Origin of the sequence: Caulobacter sp. UC70_42 (assembly GCF_044056025.1) — a bacterium.
GTDB lineage: Bacteria > Pseudomonadota > Alphaproteobacteria > Caulobacterales > Caulobacteraceae > Caulobacter.
Genome location: NZ_CP171994.1, coordinates 31,795 through 54,746, shown reverse-complemented (window position 1 = coordinate 54,746; position 22,952 = coordinate 31,795). Strand labels below are relative to the sequence as shown.

Annotated in this window: 22 protein-coding genes and 4 pseudogenes; 18 read left to right on the top strand and 8 right to left on the bottom strand. The window is 68.2% G+C overall.

What is annotated here, in order from left to right; genetic code table 11:
- The first annotated feature begins 69 nt into the window (after positions 1-69).
- The 4 genes from ACHMW8_RS00425 (at position 70) to ACHMW8_RS00410 (ending at position 4,264) form a co-directional block, all read left to right on the top strand.
- Entirely contained in the window at positions 70-2,160 is a 2,091-nt protein-coding gene (locus ACHMW8_RS00425; RefSeq protein ID WP_395444483.1) for an ATP-binding protein, read from the top strand.
- Between the two features lie 93 nt (positions 2,161-2,253).
- Complete coding sequence (locus ACHMW8_RS00420; protein ID WP_395444482.1) at positions 2,254-3,252, top strand: methionine ABC transporter ATP-binding protein; 999 nt, start codon at positions 2,254-2,256, stop codon at positions 3,250-3,252.
- Positions 3,249-3,908: a methionine ABC transporter permease gene (locus ACHMW8_RS00415; protein ID WP_125155762.1), complete on the top strand. Its 660-nt coding sequence runs from the start codon at positions 3,249-3,251 to the stop codon at positions 3,906-3,908. Before ACHMW8_RS00420 ends, ACHMW8_RS00415 begins: the two co-directional genes overlap by 4 nt.
- Before the next feature lie 8 nt (positions 3,909-3,916).
- Positions 3,917-4,264 (top strand): hypothetical protein, encoded by a 348-nt coding sequence (locus tag ACHMW8_RS00410; RefSeq protein WP_395444481.1) that lies wholly within the window; start codon positions 3,917-3,919, stop codon positions 4,262-4,264.
- On the opposite strand, the gene ACHMW8_RS00405 is transcribed toward ACHMW8_RS00410, so the two are convergent.
- A complete protein-coding gene (locus tag ACHMW8_RS00405) occupies positions 4,261-4,509 on the bottom strand; it encodes a hypothetical protein (RefSeq protein ID WP_125155856.1) in 249 nt (82 codons plus the stop codon). The two genes, ACHMW8_RS00410 and ACHMW8_RS00405, sit on opposite strands and share 4 nt — an antisense overlap.
- 117 nt (positions 4,510-4,626) lie before the next feature.
- On the opposite strand from ACHMW8_RS00405, the gene ACHMW8_RS00400 reads away from it, so the two are divergent.
- The 4 genes and pseudogenes from ACHMW8_RS00400 to ACHMW8_RS00385 all read left to right on the top strand — a co-directional run bounded on the left by ACHMW8_RS00400 (position 4,627) and on the right by ACHMW8_RS00385 (position 10,103).
- Positions 4,627-5,445 (top strand): MetQ/NlpA family ABC transporter substrate-binding protein, encoded by an 819-nt coding sequence (locus ACHMW8_RS00400; RefSeq protein ID WP_395444480.1) that lies wholly within the window; start codon positions 4,627-4,629, stop codon positions 5,443-5,445.
- 61 nt (positions 5,446-5,506) lie between these two features.
- Positions 5,507-6,232 (top strand): GntR family transcriptional regulator, encoded by a 726-nt coding sequence (locus tag ACHMW8_RS00395; protein WP_125155765.1) that lies wholly within the window; start codon positions 5,507-5,509, stop codon positions 6,230-6,232.
- Positions 6,233-6,386: 154 nt separating this feature from the next.
- Entirely contained in the window at positions 6,387-8,786 is a 2,400-nt protein-coding gene (locus tag ACHMW8_RS00390) for a TonB-dependent siderophore receptor (protein WP_395444479.1), read from the top strand.
- Between the two features lie 44 nt (positions 8,787-8,830).
- Positions 8,831-10,103 (top strand): annotated as a pseudogene (locus ACHMW8_RS00385) (CynX/NimT family MFS transporter).
- A gap of 70 nt (positions 10,104-10,173) precedes the next feature.
- Here the strand turns inward: ACHMW8_RS00385 and ACHMW8_RS00380 are convergent.
- Positions 10,174-10,875, bottom strand: coding sequence for a TorF family putative porin (locus ACHMW8_RS00380; RefSeq protein ID WP_125155768.1), 702 nt, complete (start codon positions 10,873-10,875; stop codon positions 10,174-10,176).
- A 246-nt stretch (positions 10,876-11,121) separates the two neighbouring features.
- A pseudogene (locus ACHMW8_RS00375) lies at positions 11,122-11,939 on the bottom strand (SDR family NAD(P)-dependent oxidoreductase).
- Between the two features lie 68 nt (positions 11,940-12,007).
- Here ACHMW8_RS00375 and queF point away from each other — a divergent pair.
- The 4 genes from queF to ACHMW8_RS00355 all read left to right on the top strand — a co-directional run bounded on the left by queF (position 12,008) and on the right by ACHMW8_RS00355 (position 14,603).
- Positions 12,008-12,463 carry a preQ(1) synthase gene (queF, locus tag ACHMW8_RS00370; RefSeq protein ID WP_125155770.1) on the top strand — a complete coding sequence of 152 codons (456 nt, stop codon included), beginning with the start codon at positions 12,008-12,010 and terminating at the stop codon, positions 12,461-12,463.
- A gap of 252 nt (positions 12,464-12,715) precedes the next feature.
- Positions 12,716-13,522: a histidine kinase gene (locus tag ACHMW8_RS00365; RefSeq protein WP_395444478.1), complete on the top strand. Its 807-nt coding sequence runs from the start codon at positions 12,716-12,718 to the stop codon at positions 13,520-13,522.
- Entirely contained in the window at positions 13,483-13,845 is a 363-nt protein-coding gene (locus ACHMW8_RS00360; RefSeq protein ID WP_395444477.1) for a sensor histidine kinase, read from the top strand. The genes ACHMW8_RS00365 and ACHMW8_RS00360 overlap by 40 nt, the downstream gene beginning before the upstream one ends.
- Entirely contained in the window at positions 13,845-14,603 is a 759-nt protein-coding gene (locus ACHMW8_RS00355) for a LytR/AlgR family response regulator transcription factor (RefSeq protein WP_395444476.1), read from the top strand. The genes ACHMW8_RS00360 and ACHMW8_RS00355 overlap by 1 nt, the downstream gene beginning before the upstream one ends.
- On the opposite strand, the gene ACHMW8_RS00350 is transcribed toward ACHMW8_RS00355, so the two are convergent.
- Together ACHMW8_RS00350 and ACHMW8_RS00345 are read right to left on the bottom strand one after the other, a co-directional pair.
- A complete protein-coding gene (locus ACHMW8_RS00350) occupies positions 14,600-14,890 on the bottom strand; it encodes a hypothetical protein (RefSeq protein WP_395444475.1) in 291 nt (96 codons plus the stop codon). The two genes, ACHMW8_RS00355 and ACHMW8_RS00350, sit on opposite strands and share 4 nt — an antisense overlap.
- Before the next feature lie 36 nt (positions 14,891-14,926).
- Positions 14,927-15,544: a nitroreductase gene (locus ACHMW8_RS00345; RefSeq protein ID WP_395444474.1), complete on the bottom strand. Its 618-nt coding sequence runs from the start codon at positions 15,542-15,544 to the stop codon at positions 14,927-14,929.
- On the opposite strand from ACHMW8_RS00345, the pseudogene ACHMW8_RS00340 reads away from it, so the two are divergent.
- The 3 genes and pseudogenes from ACHMW8_RS00340 (at position 15,495) to ACHMW8_RS00330 (ending at position 17,929) form a co-directional block, all read left to right on the top strand.
- Positions 15,495-16,227 (top strand): annotated as a pseudogene (locus tag ACHMW8_RS00340) (NUDIX domain-containing protein). The gene ACHMW8_RS00345 and the pseudogene ACHMW8_RS00340 sit on opposite strands and share 50 nt — an antisense overlap.
- Positions 16,228-16,304: 77 nt before the next feature.
- A complete protein-coding gene (cysE, locus tag ACHMW8_RS00335) occupies positions 16,305-17,138 on the top strand; it encodes a serine O-acetyltransferase (protein ID WP_395444473.1) in 834 nt (277 codons plus the stop codon).
- Between the two features lie 14 nt (positions 17,139-17,152).
- Positions 17,153-17,929: a glutaminyl-peptide cyclotransferase gene (locus tag ACHMW8_RS00330; RefSeq protein ID WP_395444472.1), complete on the top strand. Its 777-nt coding sequence runs from the start codon at positions 17,153-17,155 to the stop codon at positions 17,927-17,929.
- A 139-nt stretch (positions 17,930-18,068) separates the two neighbouring features.
- Here the strand turns inward: ACHMW8_RS00330 and ACHMW8_RS00325 are convergent, their stop codons facing one another.
- The gene (locus tag ACHMW8_RS00325; RefSeq protein ID WP_395444471.1) at positions 18,069-18,230 is read right to left on the bottom strand and encodes a hypothetical protein; all 162 of its coding nucleotides are present in this window, start codon (positions 18,228-18,230) and stop codon (positions 18,069-18,071) included.
- 73 nt (positions 18,231-18,303) lie between these two features.
- Between ACHMW8_RS00325 and ACHMW8_RS00320 the strand changes: the two genes are divergently transcribed.
- The 3 genes from ACHMW8_RS00320 (at position 18,304) to ACHMW8_RS00310 (ending at position 20,272) form a co-directional block, all read left to right on the top strand.
- Positions 18,304-19,269, top strand: a complete 966-nt coding sequence (locus tag ACHMW8_RS00320) for a LysR substrate-binding domain-containing protein (RefSeq protein ID WP_395444470.1) — start codon at positions 18,304-18,306, stop codon at positions 19,267-19,269.
- A 15-nt stretch (positions 19,270-19,284) separates the two neighbouring features.
- Positions 19,285-19,491: a DUF3126 family protein gene (locus ACHMW8_RS00315; protein WP_099576144.1), complete on the top strand. Its 207-nt coding sequence runs from the start codon at positions 19,285-19,287 to the stop codon at positions 19,489-19,491.
- A gap of 85 nt (positions 19,492-19,576) precedes the next feature.
- Positions 19,577-20,272 (top strand): GNAT family N-acetyltransferase, encoded by a 696-nt coding sequence (locus ACHMW8_RS00310; protein WP_395444469.1) that lies wholly within the window; start codon positions 19,577-19,579, stop codon positions 20,270-20,272.
- Positions 20,273-20,279: 7 nt separating this feature from the next.
- Here the strand turns inward: ACHMW8_RS00310 and ACHMW8_RS00305 are convergent.
- Positions 20,280-20,929 (bottom strand): annotated as a pseudogene (locus ACHMW8_RS00305) (glutathione S-transferase family protein).
- 5 nt (positions 20,930-20,934) lie between these two features.
- The gene (locus ACHMW8_RS00300) at positions 20,935-22,914 is read right to left on the bottom strand and encodes an OPT family oligopeptide transporter (RefSeq protein ID WP_395444468.1); all 1,980 of its coding nucleotides are present in this window, start codon (positions 22,912-22,914) and stop codon (positions 20,935-20,937) included.
- Positions 22,915-22,952 lie beyond the last annotated feature (38 nt).

Below are 22,952 nucleotides of genomic sequence, written 5' to 3'. Positions count from 1 at the left end.
TGAGTTGACGGGCGTTGACCGCTTGTATGTAGGTCGGGTGGCAAGGTTGTCTTTGATGGAGACGCCCCCATGAGTCGAACATCCGCTCACCGCGCCTTTCGGCGGACCATGAACCTGATCGCCGGCGGCAAATCCCTGTCGTTGGCGTTGCAGGCCATCGTGCAGGCGGTCGAGGCCGAGGATCCAGCAATCCTCTGCAGCATCGTGCTGCTCGACGCCGAGGGCCGCCATCTGGTGATCGGCGCGGCGCCTAGCCTGCCCGAGTCCTATAATCAGGCCATCGAGGGCGTCGAGGTCGGCCCCAATGTCGGATCATGCGGGACCGCGGCCTATCTTGGCCGTCGGGTCGTGGTGGAAGACATCCAGTCCGATCCGCTCTGGGCGGACTTTCGTGAGCTGGCCGCCGATGCGGGCTTGGCCGCCTGCTGGTCGCAGCCGATCAAGACGGCCGGCGGTTCGGTGGTCGGCACCTTCGCGATCTATCACCGCGAGACCCGCGCGCCGAACGAGGAGGACATCGCCTTCATCGAGGCCGCCGCCGAACTGGCGGCGATCGCCATAGACCGGCGGCGCGCCGAGGAGGTGCTGGCGGCCAGCGAGGTTCGCGCGCGGCTTTCGGCGCAGCAGGCCCTGGAGACGGCGCAGAACCTCTCGAGCTTTTTCGAGGTGTCGGCCGACATGCTCTGTATCCGCGACATGGAGGGACGGTTCGTCAAGGTGAACCGGGCCTGGGAGACGGTCCTGGGCTATCCGGTCGAGACGCTGGAGGGGGCCTGCCTCCTGTCCCTGCTGCATCCGGACGATCTGGAAGCCACGCGCGCCAACATGGACCGGGCCGACAGCAATGGCGACGTGAACGGCTTCGTGAACCGCTATCGCCGCGCCGACGGGTCCTATTGTCAGCTGGAATGGCGGTCGCGGCGGCGCGGCGATCTGGTGTTCGGCGTGGCGCGCGACGTCACCGAACGCCTGCGGATCGAGGCCGAAATGGCCGAGGCCCGTCACGCCGCCGAGGCCGCCAACAAGGCCAAGAGCGATTTTCTGGCCAATATGAGCCACGAGATCCGAACGCCGTTGAACGGCGTCATCGGCATCGCCGCCGCTCTGGGCGAAACCGCCCTGACGCCGCAGCAGACCGAAATGGTCGCCCTGATCCGACGGTCCGGCGAGACCCTGGAGCGACTGGTGTCCGACATCCTGGACGTCTCGAAGATCGAGGCGGGCCAGATGACCATCCAGGCGCAGGCCTTCGACCTGGGCGCGGTCCTTGACGGCCTGCTGGACGTCGCGCGGCTCCGGGCCGAGGAGAAGGGCGTGGATATCCGCGTCGAGCGCAGCGCGACCGCGCAGGGCGCCTTCCTGGGCGACAGCGTGCGGATCGGCCAGGTGCTGAACAACCTGCTATCCAACGCCGTGAAGTTCACCGATCGGGGAGAGGTGGCCGTCCGGATCGACGTCGACGATACGGGCGGTGGCCAGGCTTCGCGCCTGTGCGTCGAGGTCGAGGACACCGGGGTCGGTTTCGACGCGGCCAAGGCGCAGATGATCTTCCAGCGCTTCAGCCAGGCCGACAGCACAATCACCCGCCGGTTCGGCGGTTCGGGCCTGGGTCTGTCGATCAGCAAGGCTCTGGTCGAGATGATGGGCGGCGAGATCACGGCGAAGTCCAGCCCAGGCGCCGGCAGCCTGTTCCGGGTCGTCCTGCCGCTGGATCGGACCGAAGCCGCCGCGGCGGCAGCCGACGACCTGGCCGTCCCGGCGACCCGAGCCCAGGGGTTGCGGGTTCTGCTGGCCGAGGATCACCCCATCAATCAGCGCGTGGTGCAGCTGATTCTCGAGCCTTGCGGCGCCACGGTGACCGTGGTCGAGAACGGCGCCCAGGCGGTCGAGGCCATGGCCTCGCAAGTCTATGACGTGGTGCTGATGGACATGCAGATGCCGGTCATGGACGGGTTGGCGGCCACCCGCGCCATCCGCGGCCTGGAGGCTCCGGGCCGCCGCACGCCGATCATCATGCTCAGCGCCAACGCCATGGCCGGCCATCGCCAGGATGCGCTTCTGGCCGGGGCCGACCTGCATGTGGCCAAGCCGATCACGGTGGCGGCCCTGCTTGACGGCATCGGCCAGGTAATGACCTCCGATACGCGCCGCGCCGGCTGACGGCGGCGGTTTCCCTTCACCTTTGCCGGCTGAACGCCTAAATCGGGCGGCTTGCGGTCGTCGGCCGCCTGAACCATTCTCGGACTTGGCTGCGTGATCACCTTTCAGGACGTCTCCAAAACCTATGGCCTCGGCGGTCACGCGGCCCTCAGCGAGGTCTCGCTGTCGGTGAAGGCCGGCGAGGTGTTCGGCGTGATCGGCGCATCGGGCGCGGGCAAGTCGACGCTGATCCGGTTGATCAACGGCCTGGAGACGCCGACCGGCGGCAAGGTGATCGTCGACGGCGACGACGTCGCGGCCCTGGGCGTCGAGGGCTTGCGGGCACTGCGCAGGCGCGTCGGGATGATCTTCCAGCACTTCAACCTGCTGTCGGGCAAGACGGTCGCCCAGAACGTCGCCTTCCCGCTGAAGCTGGCCGGGCGTCCGGCCGCCGAGGTCAAGGCGCGCGCGGCCGAGCTGCTGGCGCGCGTCGGCCTCACCGCCCACGCCGACAAGTATCCGGCCCAGCTGTCTGGCGGCCAGAAGCAGCGGGTCGGCATCGCCCGGGCGCTGGCCACCAATCCCAAGGTGCTGCTGTGCGACGAGGCCACCAGCGCCCTCGACCCGGAGACCACCGAGCAGATCCTCGACCTGATCTCGGGGCTGAACCGTGAGCTGGGCCTGACCATCGTGCTGATCACCCATGAGATGGACGTGGTCCGCCGCGTCTGCGACCGGGTCGCCGTGCTGGACGCCGGCCGCGTGGTGGAGGAGGGGCCCGTCGAGGACGTCTTCCTGCATCCCGAGAGCGCCACCGCCCGCCGCTTCGTGCGCGAGGCGGACGGTGAAGTGACAGCCGCCGCTGGCGTCGATGGCCGCGTCGTGCGCCTGACCTTCCGGGGCGAAGCGACCTACAAACCGGTGCTGGGCGAGGTGGCCCGGACCACCGGCGTCGACTATTCGATCCTGGGCGGACGCATCCACCGTCTGCGCGAGACGCCCTACGGCCAGCTGACCCTGGCCCTGGCCGGCGGCGATGTCGCCGCCGCCATCGCCCAGTTCCAGGCCTCCGGCGTGCGTGTCGACGAGCTTTCCGGGGAGACCGCCCGATGAGCGTCTCGAACATCGACTGGAGCGAGATCGGCCAGGCGACCATCGACACCCTGTCCATGCTGGGCGGCTCGCTGGTGCTGACCATCGCCCTGGGCCTGCCGCTGGGCGTGATCCTGTTCCTGACCGGCAAGGGCCAGATGCTGGAGAACAAGGTCGCCAACGGCCTGCTGTCGCTGCTGGTCAACGTGCTGCGGTCGGTGCCGTTCGTGATCCTGTTGATCGTGATGATCCCGCTGACCGTGGCGCTGGTCGGCACGTCTCTGGGCGTGGCCGGGGCCATCCCGCCGCTGGTGGTGGGCGCGGCGCCGTTCTTCGCCCGCCTGGTGGAGACCGCCCTGCGCGAGGTCGACAAGGGCGTGATCGAGGCCAGCTTCGCCATGGGCGCCAAGCGGCGTCAGGTGGTGCTGGGCGCGCTTCTTCCGGAAGCGCTGCCGGGCCTGGTCGCCGCCGCGACCGTCACCGCCGTGGCCCTGGTGTCCTACACCGCCATGGCCGGGGTGGTCGGGGCGGGCGGCCTGGGCGACCTCGCCATCCGCTTTGGCTACCAGCGCTTCCAGACCGACGTGATGATCGTCACCGTCGTGCTGATGCTGGTGCTGGTCCAGGTGCTGCAGATGATCGGCGACGCGGTGGTGCGCCGCGTCTCGCACAAATAGAGCTGACGATGACCGACGATATCGACGCCGACGTCCACTGGGACGCTGATTTCGCCAAGGGGCTGCTGGGCAAGACCCTGCTGATGAACCTGACCTTCCTCGACGAGGACGGCGAGGTGGCCGAGCGCCAGCAGTTCTTCGGCGTGGTCATCGACGCCACAGAGGACGAGGGCATCGTCCTGGACCTGCTGGGAGAGCACGACGGCGACACCTACACCCTGCCGCCCCAGACCTCGGCCATTCAGGCCGCCGAAGCCGGCGTCACCACCCTGGCCGGCGAGACGCCCGACTTCATCGCCAACTGGGTCATCCACGGCGAGCCGGACGTTCCCGAAGCCGCGAACGACGAGGATTAGGCCTGGTCGAACGGGTGCGGCAGGCGGCCGGCCTTGAACAGGATGTCCGGGTTCTCGTCGTAGTCGCCCAGCTCGACATCGGCGCTGGCCGAGAAAGCGACCACGCCTTCGCGCAGCGGCGCCAGGCGCTCGGCCTTTCGGCGCGCCTCTTCCGCCGTCTTGCAGCCGATCTGCTGTTCGGCCTTGAGGGCCTGCCCGCGTCCGGCGACATAGGCTTGCACGATGTGGACGGTTTCCTTGGCCATCTCCATCCAAGCCGCCTGTTCGAGAGAGCGGTCAAGCGATCACTCGACGCCCTGCCAGGAAATCTGATTTCCTCCCGAGCCGCTAACCGGGCAAAAGCCTACCCATCAGATCGCCTTATGGAGCCGTTCATGGTCGCCCGCCGCGCTATCCTCGTTCTCGGCCTCGCCGCCATGACGCTCGCTGCGTGCGGCCCCAAGGAACCCAAGGCCAGCGCGCCCGACACCCTGACCGTGGCAGCCACCGCCGTGCCGCACGCCGAGGTGCTGGCGTTCATCAAGCCGAAGCTGGCCGCCGAAGGCCTGAACATCGAGATCAAGGTGTTCAACGACTACGTCCAGCCCAACACCCAGGTCGCCGAGAAGCGCATCGACGTCAGCTATTTCGAGACGTTGCCGTATCTGGAGAGCTTCAACCACGACAAGGGCACGAACCTGATCCCGATCCAGGGCGTCCACGTCGAGCCGATCGGCGCCTATTCGTCGAAGTGGAAGTCGATCGCCGCCCTGCCGGACGGCGCCACCGTGGCCATTCCCAACGACGGCAGCACCGAGGGGCGGTCGCTGATCCTGCTGGCCAAGAACGGCGTCATCACCCTGAAGGACCCCACGAACGCCCTGGCCACGCTCCGCGATATCACCGGCAATCCAAAGAACCTGAAGTTCAAGGAGCTGGAAGCGCCGGCCTTGCCCCGTGTGCTGAACCAGGTCGACCTGGCGGTGATCAACACCAACTACGCGCTGGACGCCAAGCTGAACCCGTCCAAGGACGCGCTGATCATCGAGGACAAGACCAGTCCCTATGTGAACTACCTGGTCGGGCGTCCGGACAATAAGGACGACCCGCGCGTCAAGAAGCTGGCGGCGGCCCTGACGACGCCGGAGGTCAAGGCGTTCATGGAGCGGAAGTACGCGGGGGCGGTGGTCCCGGCGTTCTAGTCGCTAGCCACTTCTGAAATTTCACACTACCTATCAGCGACCGCCGCTCACGGATCCGTCCATGGCCTCGCTTTCGCTCAACGCCGCTCGCACCCTGGTGCTGGACGTCGCCAACTCCTCGGGGCTCGAGGACTGGTCGCCGGACCTGCAGAAGACCAAGGTCTATGAGCGGATCCTGCTGGACCTGATCCTGGGCGAGCTGCCGGCGGGCGCGCGTCTGGACGAGCAGTCGCTGGCCGCCCACTACGACACCGGCCTCGCCGGGGTGCGTGACGCGCTGGGGCGGCTGGCGCTGGAGGGCCTGGTGATCCGCCGGGCCCGTTCGGGCACCACGGTCGCGCCGCTGGACCTTGTCGAACTGCGCCAGGGTTACGAAGCCCGGGTGCTGATCGAACCGCACTGCGCCAGCCTGGCCGCCAAGCACGCCTCCAAGGCCGAGGCCCGGGCGATGTATGACGTCTTCGCCGACGGCGAGGCGGCCGCCAGGACCTGCGATCTGCCGGCCCTGGTGGCCATGGACCTGCGCTTCCACGCTCTGGTCGCCCGCGCTTCCGGCAACCTGGCCCTGGCCCGGATCCTGATCCCGCTGCAGCACAAGGCCGCCCGTTTCTGGGTGTTCTCGTTCAACGGCGCGACCGAGCAGGAGCTGCTGGACGAGATCGAGGAGCACCGCCAGGTCGCCCGGGTCATCGCTGGCGGCGACGCCGAGGCCTCGCGCAACGCCATGTTGCGGATCCTGAACGTCCAGCCGGAAGCCCAGACCCGGCCGCACGTCGGCGCGGCCTAGCCTCAGCCAGAAAATCTGCGACTTTCCCGCCACAGCCCCTTCGCAATCTCAACTGAAATGTCAGAAGGCATTTTGACGAAGATCAAGACGTCCCCAGATATCGGCGCGTGACCGCCCGGCCTTTCCGCGCGGCGGCGAGAAGGCCGAAACTCCGATGCCGTTCAGAAGCGCGTTCCTGTCCGCCAGCGTCCTGGCTCTTTCGAGCATGACGGGCTTCGCCGCTTACGCCGAAGACCAGGTGGCCGATCAGGTCGATGCGGTGATCATCGTGGCGCGCGACAAGGCGGGCCTGCTGGAAAGACAGCCGAGCCAAACGGTGTTCGGCCTCGCCAAGCCGCTGGTCGAGACGCCGCGCTCGGCCAGTCTGGTCAGCGACGTGACCCTGGAGCGCTATGGGGTGCAGACCCTGGACGGCGTCACCAAGGTCTCGCCCGGGACCCACACGGCCAGCTTCTACGGCGTGCCCGGGGCGCTCAACATCCGCGGCACCCTGGCCGAGAACTACTTCAGGGGCTTCAAGCGGGTGGAGAACCGCGGGACCTATTCGACCCCGATCGGCGGGGCCTCGCGCATCGAGATCCTGCGCGGCCCGCCGACTCCGGTCTATGGCGCCGGCAAGGTCGGCGGCCTGGTAAACTTCATCCCCAAGTCCGCCCGTGACGAGGGCCGCTTCCTGGCCGAGCCCGAAGGCGAGATCACCGCCACGGTCGGCGGCTACAACAAGAAGCTGGTCACCGCCCAGTTCGGCGCGCCCGTGAACCTCGGCGCGGCCGAGGGCGGCGTCTATGTCTATGGCGAGGCCGAGGACAGCCACAGCTACTACAAGGGCGTCTATCCGCGTCACCAGACGCTGGAGGTCTCGTCGGACTTCGACCTCGGCGACGGCTGGAGCACCGCTTTCGGCGGCATGGCGTTCCACTCGGACGGCGACGTGCAGACGCCGGGCTGGAACCGCCTGACCCAGGACCTGATCGACAACCGCACCTACATCACGGGCCGCGACACCAGCCTCGTGGACGCAGACCACAACGGCAAGCTGACGCCCAATGAAGTGGGGTTCTATCCCTACGCCAGCGCCCTCTACATCCCGTATTACGGCTCCCCTGGCACGGACGCGGCCCACACCTTGGACACCGGCGTCGGCACGACGAAGCTGGACAGGCGCACGGTCTATATCAGTCCCGCCGACTTCTCGAAGACCAACACCCGGACGCTCTATTTCGACCTTGCCAAGGACCTGGGCGGTGACCGCGCGATCAAGCTGCAGCTGTTCCATGACCGCCTGGAGAACCGCCGCTTCGTCTCCTATGGCTATCCGGCCACGACCGACGCCAAGGTCAGCGAGATCCGCCTGACCTACGCCTTCCCGACCGATGTCGGCCCTGTCCGCGCCCGAACTCTGGTCGGCGGCGCGCATCGCTGGTTCGAGGGCCGCCGGCGCGAGAGCTTCAACAGCGGCCTGATCGCGCTCGATCGCCGGGACATCAGCTTCGGCGCCACGCCGACCGACACCATAGACAGCCCGTTCGACACCGAGCCCGGAAACATCGGGCTGCAGTGGGAGAACGACAACCGCTCGACGTGGAAGCAGACCGGGGCCTTCGTCACCTCAGACATCGAGGCCGGGCGCTTCAATCTGGTGCTGGGCGGCCGCTGGGACCACTACAGTGTCGAGAGCGAAGACACCGGCGTCCTGAGCTACGTCATCGCCGGCAGGCAGGCGGATGATCGGAACAAGGCGACCTGGAACGCCAGCCTGACCTACAGGCTGCCGATCGGCCTGATGCCCTATGTCAGCTACGCCAAGGCCGCGGCCCTGGAGATGAGCCAGGCCGGCGACGTCGCGCCAAACCTGGTGGCCGACGGCTCGTGGCTGTCGAGCTCGGACCTGACCGAGGCGGGCGTGAAGTTCCAGTTGCTGCGCGGGACCTTGATCGGCTCGCTGGCGGCCTATCGCCAGAACCGCACTCAGATCGCCGGCGCCATCGCCCCGCCGGTGGTGCAGGGCACACGCGCCAAGGGCGTCGAGGTCGAGGTTCGCTGGCTGGCGTCGGAGCATCTGTCCTTCACCTTCGCCGGCAACAGCCAGCGCACGACGGTGAAAGGGCCGGACACCTCGTTCCAGTACATTCCGGCCTATACGGCGGGCGTGCCTGGCGCGCAGGGTTATGGCGGCTCGTACGTGGTGTGGAGCTTCGCCAGCCTGCCGGGCCGCGGCGGCGACTATGCCTACACCCTGATCCCGAGGTCGGTGGTCAGCCTGTACGGGACCTACACCAGCAAGGGCTATGACTGGGGGCAGGCCGGGGCGACGGTCGGCGTCAGCCATGTCAGCCGCACGGCGGGCACGGTGCAGAACGCGGTGCGCTATCCGTCCTATTCCTTGGTCAACGCTTCTGTTTTCGTGAACCACGGGCCGTACACCCTGTCGGTCAATATCGATAACCTGTTCAACAAGTTCTATTTCACCCCAGACGCCGACACCTACGCCAACCTCGGCGCCTTGCCGGGCAAGGGCAGGGAGTGGCGGGCCACCCTGAAGCGGACGTTCTGATCGTGACGACATCCTTGTCTGAGACTCCCCCGCGAGGCGGGGGAGTGGCCTCCGAAGACCGCTTCCGCCCGTGGCTGTTGCTGGCGGCGTTCAGCCTGCTGCTGTTCCTGATCACCGCCTCGACCTACGGTTCGCTGGGCGTCGTCCTGCCGGCCATGATCGGCGAGCTGAAATGGAGCTTCGAGAAGGCGTTCCTGGGCTTTTCGGTGCTGGGCGTCTTCACCGGCGCCTCGTCGTGGCTGCCGGCCATCCTGATCCGCCGGATCGGCGTGCGCGGCACGCTGTTGCTGGGCGCGGCGGTGCTGGCGGGCGGGTTCCTGGGGCTGGCCAACTCCGAGAGCCTGCTCAGCTACTATGTCGGGGCGGCGGCCTGCGGCGTCGGCTTCCAGATGGCGGCCCTGATCCCCGGCACCCACGTCCTGTCGTCGCTGTTCCGCAAGCGCGCCCTGCCGTTCGGGATCTACTTCACCTTCGGCTCGCTGGGCGGCGCGGCCGGGCCGTGGATGACCCTGACCCTGATGGGCATGAGCGGCAATGACTGGCGAGCCTATTGGATCGTCCAGGCCGGGCTGGCCGCTGTCGTCGGCCTGGTCTGCGCCATGATGGTCGGTGGCTCCAGGTGGCTGAACCAGGCCGCCCACGAGGTCGACCTGGAAGTCGAACAAGAGGCCCGCGAGGCGCCGGCCAACGCTCGCGTCTACTGCACGGCCTACGAATGGACCGTGCCTCAGGCGCTGCGGACCCCGCAGTTCTACATCCTGGTGGCCGCCTATTTCAGTCACCTGCTGGTTGGGGTGACCGTGGCCAGCGTCTCGGTGACCCACCTGACGGAGCTGGGCGTCGCCGCCGGCGTCGCGACGGTCGCGGCCGCGGCGCTTGCGGCCAAGATGCTGAGCCTGGAATCGCTGATGCAGACCCTGGCCCGCCTTGCTGGCGGGGCGCTGGGGCGACCGGATCGATCCGCGCTGGTTGCTGATCTTCGCGCAAGGGATGCTGGTCATTGGCCTCTTGGCCCTGGCCAAGGCCGCTAGCCCCACCTTGATGCTGCTCTATGCCATCGGCACCGGCGTCGGCTTTGGCCTGACCGTGCTGGCCGTGACCGTGCTGTTGCTGAACTACTACGGCCGTCAGTCGAACCTGGAGCTGTTTTCCCTGACCTGCCTGGTCGGCGCGGTCTCGGCGGCGGGGCCGTTCATCGCCGGGGCCATGCGCGACCGGCTGGGCAGCTTCTCACCGACCTTCGAGCTGTTCGCGGCGGTGACGGCGGTGGTGTTCGTCGCCGTGCTGGCCATGCGGCCGCCCCAGGCGTCAGCCTGACCAGCATAGAAAAAGCCGCCCCGGCGAACCGGGGGCGGCTTCGTCTTTTCGCGATTGAGCTCGAGCGAGCTTAGAACGCGGCCTTCAGGCTGACGGCCACGCGGCTGTCATAGATCTTGCCGTAGCTGTGTTCGTCGGTGTCGTGATAGCGCACGTCGATCGTGGCGTTCTCGCCGAGCAGGAAGCCGACGCCGACGTTCCAGGTGTTGTAGTCGCCGTAGTTCTTGATTTCCTGGTGACCGACCGCGCCCGAGAGGGTGAAGTACTTGTTCAGCGGCAGGGCGGCGTTGCCTTCGTAATAGGTCGCGTCGCCACCCTTGCCCGGCCATTCCGGCGAGTAGTAGACGGCGGCGCCCAGGGTCGCCGGACCGAAGGTGTGCGACGCGGCGGCCTTCAGTTCGGTGTAGCTGTTGGCGCCCGGCGCGCCGTTCTTGTCCTTGCGGTAGCCGTAGTACAGCACCCCGAAGTCGAACGAGGTGTCGCCCACGGTCGGCTTCACGCCGGCATAGAAGTCAACTTCCAGGTCCGGGTCCGGCACGCCGAAGTCGACGTTCGAGGCCCAGGCGCCAGCGTAGAAGATGCCGTAACCGGCGTCGACGCCGCCCGAGATGGCCGGATCGCCCTGGGTCTGGCTGATGCCGCGGAACACGTAGTCGTTGGTGATGCCCAGGTTGAACGAGATGGTGGGCTTGGTGGCTTCCTGGGCCATTGCGGCGCCCGAGAGGGCGACGGTGGCGGCGGCTGCGGCCAGCACGATCTTCATGGTTTTCATTTCTATCCCCTTATCTGTGTCGTTCCCCCGGGCTGTGGACCCGGAACCCCGACGCGCGCCTGCAAGCGCTTGCGTCCCCCAAGGATTAGTTGAGGGCGTACCTTTTGTTGCAACCGGGGACTCGAAAGCGCCAGCGAGATCGGCGCCCAAAGCTCAAAGTTTGAGCGTAGTGTGACGCTTTTGCTTCAGAATGGACGCAGACAAGTCACAGGTGCTTAAAAAGACGATAGCGCTTGGCCTGTGGCTTTACCGCATTGAAAGACTTGCTCCGCCCAGGTGCAGGCCCGCATCGACAAGAAGTGTCTCGCCCGTAACGTGGCGGGATGCTGGCGAGGCCAGGAACACTGCGGCGCCGGCGATGTCCTCGGCCGTCGAGGCGACCTTCAACGGCGTCGCCGCGGCGGCGCCCGCCCTCAAGCGTTCCATCGACTCGTCGGACACATCCTTGAACCAGGGCGTGTCGATGAAACCGGGGCAGATCGCGTTGACGCGGATGCGGGGGCCGAGCGACCGCGCCAGCGACAGAGTCATGGTGGTCATGGCCCCCTTGGAGGCGGCATAGGGCACCGACGAGCCGATCCCCTGGGCCGCCGCGATGGAGCTGGTGTTGACCACGGCGCCCGGCGACGGCGCGGCCTCCAGCAGCGCGCGGGCGGCGCGGACCATCTGGAAGGCGCCGACCACATTGACCGCGTAGAGCTTCAGGAAGTCCTCGGCGTTCACCGCGTCGAGGTCGGCGTGGTTGGGCGCGAACTTGGTCACGCCGGCGTTGTTGAACAGGGCGTCGATGCGGCCGGTCGGCGCGGCGGCCGCGACGATCTTCTTGCAGTCTTCGTCGCTGGCGACGTCGCCTTGGACCAGGACCGCTTTCGAGCCCTCGGCCTCGACCAGGCGGGCGGTCTCGGCCGCCTCGTCGGCGCTGCGGGCGTAGTTGACCACCACCAGACCCGCGCCGCGCCGGGCGACCTCCACCGCGATCGCGCGGCCCAGGCCCGTGGAGGCCCCCGTGATCACCACCGTGAAGCCGTCGAAGTCCCGTCCCGACATGGTTCTCTCCCAAACAAGTGTTTGCGACCTTGTAGCGGCAGGCGCATGGCTTGTCTCGCGGGGCGCGGGAGCCTAAATCGCGCCGATGACCGATCTCAACGTCACCCAGCTGGGCCGCGTCGTCGACGCGCCCGAGAGCCCCGAAGCCGCCACCCTCGAGCGCGTGCCCAATCCGCAGCACGACGTGTTGTACCTGGCCCGCTTCGTCGCGCCGGAATTCACCTCGCTCTGCCCGGTCACCGGCCAGCCGGACTTCGCCCACCTGGTGATCGACTACGCGCCGGGCGATTGGCTGATCGAGAGCAAGTCGCTGAAGCTCTATCTGACCAGCTTCCGCAATCACGGCTCGTTCCACGAGGACTGCACTGTCAAGGTCGCCCGCAAGATCGTCGAGGTCGCCCAGCCACGCTGGCTGCGCATCGGCGGCTACTGGTACCCGCGCGGCGGCATCCCGATCGACGTCTTCTGGCAGACGGGCCCGGCGCCGGAAGGCCTGTGGGTCCCTGACCAGGGCGTGGCCCCGTATCGCGGCCGAGGCTGAAAAGGCGTCGCCGCGCCTCTGAGGCGCGGCGACAGGGGTTTTTGGAGCAACCGCCCCGGACGGGGTTCACCTGTCTGAGGGATTTGGCCAGGGGCGCCTGGCCGAGGCGGTCGCGCCTTCATCGCCCAGCGGAGAAGCGCTGTCGGGTCTCGTGCGACCGGGCCGCGTGAGCGGGCGGCGGAGCGACGAAAGCGGACGCCGGCGCGCCGGACGCGGGCTGTGCTTTCGCCACCTTCGGCTACACTGGAAGGCATGACCGCTCCGGACGCCGGCTCGAGATCTTCCCCTCTGTCGCGGCAGGCCGCGATCCTGACCCTGGGCGTCTGGGGGCTGGACATGCTGCTGTTCGGTTTGCCGCCCCTGGCCGCGGGCAAGCCGCCATTGGCCGGGGTGACAGCCAGCTATGTCCTGTTCGCAGCCCTGGGGCTGCTGCTGTCGATCCTGGTCTATCGGCGCGCGGGACTGACGACGCGCGAGGACGGGGCGATCCGGTTCGCCGCCCTGGTCCCGACCGTGCTCTGCCTCGCCGCGGTCATCGCCGTGTTCGACATGGTCGTCGGCGGTCCCGTGCGCGCCATGCTGGATGGCGCCCATCCGACGGGGCGGGCCATCGCGGCCCGCGCGGCCGGTCAGTTCCTGATGGCTGCCTGGATGTTCGCCTTGCTGGGCGCGCTGTACCTGATGATGATCGCCCTGCGCGTCACCCACGAGCGGGAGCGGCAGCTGGCCGACGCCCGCGCCCAGGCCCTGGCCGCCGAGGCCCAGGCCAGCGCCGCGCGGCTGGCCGCCCTGCGCTACCAGCTCAATCCGCACTTCCTGTTCAACACCCTGAACGCCGTTTCGGCCTCGGTGATCACCGGCCGCAACGACGAGGCCGAGTCGATGCTGGCCCGCCTGGCCGAGTTCCTGCGCCTGACCTTGGCGGCCGATCCCCAGGCGATCATCCCGCTCGAGGACGAGCTGGCGACCTGCAGGCCTATCTGGAGATCGAGAGCGTCCGTTTCCGCGACCGGCTGGGCGTGGCGTTCTCGTGCCCGAACGAGCTGCTCGGCGCGCTGATCCCCAGCTTCGTGCTGCAGCCGCTCATCGAGAACGCGGTCAAGCATGGCGTCGCCCCCACCAGCCGGCCCGTGACCATCCGCCTCGAAGCCTCCCGCGACGGCGATGATCTGGTGGTGATCGTCGAGGACGACGGCGAGGCGCCAAATCCTGCTGGAGCCCAAGCGACGGGCGGCATGGGCGTGGGCCTGACCAATGTCCGCCAGCGGCTGGAGGTGCTGTACGGCGCGCGCGGCGTCTTGCAGGCGGCTCCGCGAGAGCGCGGGTTCCTGGTGCTGATCCGCATCCCGCTGGCGCTGGAAACCCAGGCGAGGGCGGCCTGATGCGGCTGAAGGCCCTGCTGGTCGACGACGAGCCCGCCGCCCTGGAGCGGCTGACGGCCCTGTTCGATCAGATCCCCGATGTCGAACTGGTCGGCGTGGCCCGCAATGGTCGCGAGGCGGCGCAAGCCATCGCCGACCTGTCGCCCGATCTCGTGATGCTCGACATCCAGATGCCCCAGCTGAGCGGCCTGGCCCTGGCGTCCGAACTGCCGGCCGAGCACAGGCCCGAGATCGTCTTCGTCACCGCTTTCGAGGTCTATGCCGCCGACGCCTTCGCGGTGGAGGCCGCCGACTATCTGCTCAAGCCCGTGCGCTTCGACCGCCTGCGCCAGGCTGTCGAGCGGGCTCGCCGCCGCCGCACCTTGCAGAAGGTCTACGAACGGGCCGAGGCGGCGACCGCGCCGGCTCGGGAGACCGACCTCGACGGCATCTGGGTGGCCACTCGCAACGGCCATGTCCGCGTGGCGGTCGGCGAGATCGACTGGATCGAGGCGGCCAAGGACTATGTGCTGCTGCACACCGCCACCCGCAGCCACATCCACCGCATCACCATGAGCGCCCTGGAGCAGGGGCTGGACCCCGCCAAGATGATCCGCGTCCACCGCTCGGCCTTCGTCAGCCCGGACCGGGTCGAGGCGGTCAACCGCCTGGGCAAGGGCCTGATCGCGCTGGTGCTGCGGGACGGCGTCGCCGTGCCGGTGGGGCCGACCTATGTGAAGGCGGTCCAGGCCCGGCTGGGTCTGGCGGTCGAGGCCTAGCCCTTCGCCAGCCGCCGCCGGTTGGCGCGCACCTTCTTGCGCAGATGCGCCAGCGAACCCGCCGCGATGGCGGGCCCGGACGCGCCCAACTGACCGGTCATGGCCAGCATCGGCAAGGTCATGCTGGTGGCGAGCTTCTCGCCGACCATCAGCTGGGCCTCGGCCTGGGCCGCCGCCCCGCCGGCGGCGAGCTTCATCATGCGCAGGCCGATCACGGTCGAGGCTTCCAGCCCCAAAGACCAGGAATCTAAGGCCAGGCTCGTCCAGGGGTCTTTACGCTTGGCCATGGGGTGTCCTCGTTGTGCTGAAGGAACGCGGCGAGCCTAACTAGGGCTCCACTCCGTCGTGATCGCCGCCACGTCGGGGCGCACGCGCTCCTGCGGCTGCTCGGTCGACGTGCCGAGATAGAGGTAGCCGGCGACCTGCTCGCCCTCGGCCAAACCTAGGATCGCCGTGGCGCGCGGGTCGTAGCTGTACCAATCGGTGATCCAGTTGGCGCCCCAGCCCAGCGCGGCGGCGGCCAGCAGCAATTGATGGCAAACCGCCGAGGCGCTCTGGCGCTGCTCCCACTCGGGGATCTCACCCGGGATGAAGCGCGAGATGACGGCCACCGCGACCGGCGGACGGGTCAGCTTGCGCAGGGCGGCGTTGGCCTTGACCGGATTGGCCTGGCTGTCGGCCAGCTGGGTGATCCGTTCGGCGAAGGCGTCCTTCGCCGCGCCCTTCAGGATCACGAACCGCCAGGGGGCCAGCTTGCCGTGGTCGGGCACCCGCGCGGCGACGCGCAGCAGATCGGCCAGCTGGGCGTCGTCCGGTCCCGGGGCGGCAAGACTCATGGCCGAGGCCGAGCGGCGCCTGGCCAGGAAGGCGACGACTTCGGGCGACGCCTCGATCGGCAGCGTTTCGGCGAATTGCGGCGCGGGGGGAACTGAAGCGGCCAAGACGGTTTCTCCGAAACGATATAAGCCGCACACCTATGGCCGCGGCGCGGCCGCCACAAGTCGCGTGAGCCGCCATGTCCGAAAAGCCCGCCTGGCTGAAGCCGCACGGAAAGCCCTGGGGCGTCTCGTCCCGTCAAGTCGTGTACGACAACCCGTGGATCACCCTGACCGAGTATCAGGCCATAGCCCCGACGGGCCGGCCGGCGCTGTACGGCAAGGTGGGTTTCAAGAACCAGGCGATCGGCGTCGTGCCGCTGCACGCGGACGGCACGGTGACTCTGGTCGGCCAGAACCGCTTCTCGCTGGCCAACTACAGTTGGGAGCTTCCCGAGGGCGGCGCGCCGCTGGACGAGGATCCGCTGGACGGCGCCAAGCGCGAACTGGCCGAGGAGGTGGGTCTCCAGGCCGCCGACTGGCGCCAGATCCTGCGGATGGAGCTTTCCAACTCGGTCACCGACGAGATCGCCTACGGCTTTCTGGCCATGGATCTGACCCCTACGGAAACCGCGCCGGACGAGACCGAGGACCTGGCTGTCGCCCGCGTGCCGTTCCAGGAAGCGCTGGACGCGGCGACCGCCGGCCACATGCCCGACGCAATTACGGTGGCGTTACTGCTGCGGACGCACCATATGGCCGTCCGAGGGGAACTGCCGGCCGAGTTGGCGGCTCTCATCTTGGCGTAGCCGGCTTTCATCGGCTGGTTCGAGCATTTTTCAAAAAAATGCTCTATGAGTATAGCCTGCTGGGAAGGGAGAGCCCGATGGCCAAGCCTCTGGAAGTCGTGACGGCGGAGACGGAAACCCCCGTCTGGATCGCCCTGCGCAACCAGGCCGAACATGCCGCCAAGGCCGAGCCGGCCCTGGCCTCGCTGCTGAACGCGGTGATCCTGAGCCATGACAATCTGGCCGACGCCCTGACCTTTCAGCTGGCGCGCAAGCTGGGCGACCAGGAGATGCGGGCGATGACGGCGCGCGAGTTCGCCGCCGACGCGTTCAAGAGCGACCCTTCGATCGTCGAGGCGGCGGAGGCCGACCTGAAGGCGGTGTTCGAGCGCGATCCCGCCTGCAAGGGCTATGTCCAGCCGTTCCTGTTTTTCAAGGGCTTCCTGGCCCTGCAGACCCACCGCGTGTCGCACTGGCTGTGGACCGAGGGTCGCGAGACCCTGGCCTTCTATCTGCAGAGCCGGTCCAGCGAAGTCTTCCAGGTCGACATCAATCCCGCCGCCAGGATCGGCAAGGGCGTGTTCATCGACCACGGCACGGGCATCGTCATCGGCGAGACCGCCGTGGTGGGCGATGATGTCTCGATGCTGCACGGCGTGACCCTGGGCGGCACCGGGGCCGAACGCGGCGACCGCCACCCCAAGATCGGCAACGGCGTCCTGCTGGGCGCGGGGGCCAAGGTGCTGGGCAACATCACCGTCGGCGACTACGCCAAGATCGCCTCGGGTTCGGTGGTGCTGCGGGCCGTGCCCGCTCACTGCACGGCGGCCGGCGTGCCCGCGCGCCTGGTCAACTGCCCGACCTGCGAGGAGCCTGCCCGAACCATGGACCACACCCTGGCCGAGGCCGTCTATAGCGGCTCCGACATCTGATCGCGCGGATGCCCATGGGCGCTTTGCTTCGCGGCCTGGTTGGGCTGATCCTGTCGTCCGTGCTCGTGACCAGCGCCCTGGCCGCGACCGCGCCGGTCGGCGGCTACACCGTCGTGAAGGCCTATCCGCACGACACCGCCGCCTTCACCGAGGGCCTGTTCTATCGCGACGGCTTCATCTTCGAGAGCACGGGCCTGAAGGGCCGCTCGTTCATCCGCAAGTGGAATCTTGAGACCGGCGTCTCCGAGCAGGAGCGCATCGTCGACAGCCGCTATTTCGGCGAGGGCGTCGTCGACTGGAAGAACAGGCTCTACGCGCTGACCTGGACCGACGAGATCGGGATCATCTACGACATCGACAGCTTCGAGCGGATCGGCGAGTTCAGCTATCCGGGCGAGGGCTGGGCCCTGACCCGCGACGACAAGCGGATCATGATGAGCGACGGCACCTCGTTCATCCGCTTCCTGGACCCTGAAACCTTGAAGGAAACGGGGCGTATCGAGGTCACCGACCACGGCGTGCCGGTGCGCAACCTCAATGAACTGGAATGGGTGAAGGGCGAGCTGCTGGCCAATGTCTGGCAGACCACGCGCATCGCCCGCATCGACATCAAGACCGGCAATGTCGTCGGCTGGATCGAGCTGGCGGGCCTGCTGAAGGACGCCGGCGTCACCGGGACCCAGGACGACGTGCTGAACGGCATAGCCTATGACGCCGTCGGCGACCGATTGTTCGTCACCGGCAAGCTGTGGCCCAAGCTCTACGAAATAAAACTCGCGCCGGCGAATTAGCGGGCGGAACCACGTTCAGGGACTGGCGTTTATTTCACGTCCGCCCCTCTACGCCCCCCCGACCTAGTGGGCGGACCTGGGCCCTGGCAGCGTAACGCGCCGGGGCCCAACCCCTATCTGGGACATGGTTTCTTGTTGATCAGCCTTGCTTGGCGCAGGCGACGAGGGCGGGCTTCTTCAGTGAGATTTGATCGACTACCGGCGGTCGCTTGGCTGTGACGCCATAGATCACGGCGGTCCAGATCGCCATCAGGGCCAAAACCTGGGGCAGGGTGATGCGTTGCGGAGCTGCGGCGGGCATGCGCGCGACTATCCATCGGTTGCGCCGCCTGGGATAACGACTTATCGGTCGGCCTTCTGTGAGGTTTAATCACATGGCCCGCCGACAGCTGCCCTCGCTCAACGCCCTGCGCGCCTTCGAGGCGTTCGGCCGCCATGGGCGCATGACCCTGGCCGCCGATGAGCTGTGCGTGACTCACGGCGCGGTCAGCCGCCAGATCCGCCAGTTGGAAGAGCATCTGGGCGTCGCCCTGACCGAAGGCCCGCGCACCCGCCTGCGCATGACCCAGGCCGGGCTAAGGCTGGCCCAGGCCCTTTCCCCAGCCTTCGACCAGATCGAGGCCGCCGTGCCGCGTCCGGAGCCGGTGGGACCCAAGCCCCTGGTGGTCTCCTGCCTGCCCACCTTCGCCATGAAGTGGCTGATCCCGCGGCTGCCCGGCTTCCAGGCGGCGCATCCGGACATCCCGGTCCGAGTCGCGGAGTCCAACGGGCCGTTCGACTTCAAGGGCGATGGCGTCGATCTGGCCATTCGCATGCGCTCGCCCGACACGGTGGTGACCTACGACGCGGTGGTGACGCCGTTCATGGAGCACTTCCATGGGCCAGTGATGGCGCCGGAACTGGCCAAAACGCCGATGACTCTGGAGCAGGTCTGCGCCCTGCCGCGCCTATTGACCCGCACCTTCCCGGAAAGCTGGTCGGACTGGGCGCGCAATTTCGAGGTCGCCGACCTGCCGCCGCCCGTCAGCGAGCAGGAGTTCGATCACTATTTCTACATGCTGGAAGCCGCCGCCGCCGGCATGGGCGTGGCCATCGGACCATGGGCCTTCGTGCAGCGCGACCTGGCCAGCGGACGCCTCGTGGCGCCGCTCGGCTTCACGTCCGGCCGGGCCAAGATCGTGGCCGTCACGCCGCCCGATGGAGCCACCGACGAGGCCGTCCTTTTTCGCGACTGGCTGCTGTCCGAAGGAGCGTCCACACCTCATCCGCCGGAAGCGCTTGCGCCCCACGCCCCGGACGCTAGTTTCGCCCCGACAACGCGCTCCCGGGCGCACAGCTAGAACAAGAGGCCCCCCGTGGACGCCAACGACATCGCCAAGCTCGAAAAGCACCTGAAGCGCACCTTCGGCAACCCGCACATCGCCGTGAAGCCGCGCCCCAAGCAGAAGGACTCGGCCGAGGTCGAAGTCGCTGGCGAGTTCATCGGCGTGCTCTTCCAGGACGAGGACGAGGACGGCTCGTTCATGTTCGAAATGGCCATCCTGGCCGAAGACCTGGACTAAGCCTCTCTGGTCGCCGCGCGCCTCTGGCCAGAGCTGGCTTGGGGCCGCGCGGCGGATCGTCCTGTTGTCGCGCTTGAATGGACGCATGACCGCCAACGTCCTCGCCCATGTCCTGGATCGCCCCGTCGTCTCCACCCTGACCGGCCGCCAGAAGCATCTGGCCGTCCAGCGCGGCGGCGCGATCCGGATGCATCCCGACTTCGGCCTGTTCGCCGGGACGCTGGACGACAGCCCCGAAGGTCTGGCCGACCTGGGCGCGCTCGTCCGCGAGATGGGGACCGTCGGCCTCGTTGAACCGACCACGCCATCGCCGCCGCCCGGGACACGGATCGTCTCCAGCGCGCCGTGCCTGCAGATGGTCGCCGAGCGCGTCGCGCCGGCATGGGATGTGGACTTCGACATGCTGCCGCTGGGCGACGCCGACGCCGCCGAGATGCTGGCCCTGGCCACCCTGACCAAGCCCGGCCCGTTCTTCTCGCGCACCCATCAGCTGGGCGACTTCATCGGGGTGCGGGTCGACGGGCAGCTGGTCGCCATGGCCGGCCAGCGGATGCGGCCCGACGGCTATACCGAGGCCAGCGGCGTCTGCGTCCATCCCGACCATCGCGGCAAGGGCTACGCCGCGCGCCTGCTGCGCGAGGTGACGGCCACGATCCTGGCGACGGGGGAGAAGGTCTTCCTGCACAGCTACGCCGACAACGCCACGGCTATCGGGCTCTATGAGTCGCTGGGCTATCGGGGGCGGGCCGAGGTGATGTTCACGATCCTGGCGGCGGATTAGGCAACGCTCAGTAGGCCAGCCGGCCCTTCATTTCGTCGAACGGTATCATGACGTGCTGGCGATAGGCTGGCCGCTCGCGAAGTTGCGCGTACCAGGCCTCGACGTTCGGCGTCTTCGGCCGTTCGATCTCAAGTTCGTAGTAGCGGTAGAGGTGTGTTCCGGCCGGGATATCCGCCAGGCTCGGCGCCGCGCCACCCAGGAACGGTCGGTCGGCCAGCACCTTGTCGAGCAGTTTGAAATGCCGAGCACAGGCGGCGAGGGCGGTCAGGATCGCCAGTTCGTCCCGCTGGGCTTCCGGCGTCCGGTACCAGCCCCAGAACACGCCGGTCAGGAAATCACGCTGCAAGGCGGTCTGGGCCCAATCCATCCAGCCATCGGCCTCGGCGCGCTCGGCGGGCGCTTGCGACCACCAGGCCGAGCCGCCGTATCGCGCGGCGAGATAGCGCAGAATGGCGTGGGACTCCAAGACGACCACGCCGTCGTCGTCGATGCCGGGACCCGTCCATGCGGGTTCATGGCCAGAAAGTCGGGGTCGTGGAGTCCGCCGTGGTCGCCGCCGGCGGGGAGGTGCTGGTGGGGAAGACCAAGCTCCCCCACCAGCCACAACACCTTCTGGACATTGAAGGAGGAGCGGCGGCCCCAGACCCTCAACGCCATGGGCCTTACGCCTCGGCCGTCTTCCTGGCCGCGCCGCGCGCCCAGTTATAGAGCCCGAACACCACGACCGCCGCGGCGATCAGGGACAGGATCATGCCGACGTGCTCGGACGGCGCGAACGGCAGGGCGAGAGGCTCGCCCTTGCCGGTCCCGACGATCAGGCCGGCCAGGGCGACATTGAACAGGCTCTCGCCGACGATGAAGCCCGAGGCGACCAGCACGCCCAGGCGCTTGGCGGCCTCGCCGGTGCGGTCTTTGTCGACCAGCTTGTCGTAGATCCAGCCGACCACGGCGCCGACGACGACGGGGGCGGTGACCGTGCTGGGCAGATAGATGGCCAGGCCCACGCCCAGGGCCGGCAGGCTGTAGCGGCCGGCCGAGGTCTTGCGCAGCGTCTCGTCGACGGCGACCAGGGCCAGGCCGATAAGGGCGCCGACGCCCAGCAGGCTCCAGTTCAGGTCGCCGCCCAGCACGCCCTTGGCCAGGGTCGAGATCAGGGTGGCCTGGGGCGCGGCCAGCGGGTCATTGGCGATGGCGTTCAGGTTCGGGGCGCCGGCGAAGCCGTTCGACAGGTTCAGCAGCTCCAGTACGAACGGGATGACCACCGCGCCGGAGATGACGCCGATGATCAGGCCGACCTGCTGCTTCCACGGGGTGGCGTCGACCAGTTGGCCGGTCTTCAGGTCCTGCAGGTTGTCGTTGGCGACCACGGCCACGGCGAGGACGACGGTGGTGACATAGAGGGCGAAGGCGACCAGGGCCTTGGTGACGTCAGGGCCGATGACGCCGCGGCCGACCGCGCCGACCATCAGCGAGGCGCCCAGCACCGTCAGGATGGCGATGCCCGAGACGGGGCTGTTGGACGAGCCGATCAGGCCGGCCATGTAGCCGCAGACGGCGGCGGCCAGCAGGCCGGCGATCAGCACATAGCCGATGCCGATGGCGACCAGGGGGACCGTCAGGTGGGCGATCGGGCCGCCGACCAGGAAGTGGGCCAGGAACCAGCCGGCCGGGGCCAGCAACAGCAACGAGATCAGGCCGACGATGGTGATCGGGATGTCCTGCTCGATGCGGGGAATGACGCCGCCGGCCTTGCGGGCCTTGCCGGCGTCCAGCGACGAGACCAGACCGCTCCAGATCGGGGCGGCCAGCTTGCCGAGGGTCCAGATGGCCGCCGCGCCGATGACGCCGGCGCCCATGAAGCGCACCTCGGTCTTCCAGACGGTCAAGGCGTGGGTGGCCGCGTCAGCGCCGGGGATCTGGTGGAGCGTGGTCATGATCGGGACGAGCACGCCCCAGGCGATGGCCAGGCCCGCGAACATGGCGATGCCGACCGTGATGCCCATCAGGTGGCCCGCGCCCATCAGGGCCAGCGAGCTGGAGGCGCCCAGGCCCGTCGCGCCGGCCCCGGCCTTGAAGTAGCCGGCCACTTCGGCGGCGAAGATCTTGGCGGCGGCCAGGGCGCCGAAGGCGGCCGAGGCCAGAGTGCCCAGGGCGACGGCGACCAGGCCCGCCTTGCCCTCGGCCGCGCCCTCGCGGGAGCCAGTGCCGACCTTCAGCACCTCGGCGGCGGCGACGCCTTCGGGGTAGGGGAGGTTGGAGTTGGTGACCAGGGCCCGGCGCAGGGGGATGGTGTACATCACGCCCAGGATGCCGCCGACGGCGCAGGCGCCGAAGGTGGGCAGGAACGGAACATGCGCCCACCAGCCGATCATCAGCAGGCCCGGCAGCACGAAGATCACCGACGACAGCGTGCCCGCCGCCGAGGCGATCGTCTGGACGATGTTGTTTTCCTGGATGGTCGCCGTCTTGAACGCCCGCAGCAGGGCCATCGAGATGACGGCGGCGGGGATCGAGGTGGCGAAGGTCAGGCCGACCTTTAGGCCCAGATAGACCTGGGCGGCGGTGAAGACGAGGGTGATCAGGACGCCGAGGAGGACCCCTCGCAGGGTCAATTCTGTGCGCGGCGCTACGGGGTCGGCCATGAACGAGTCCGGAAAAGTTAAGACGGCGGACCTTGCAC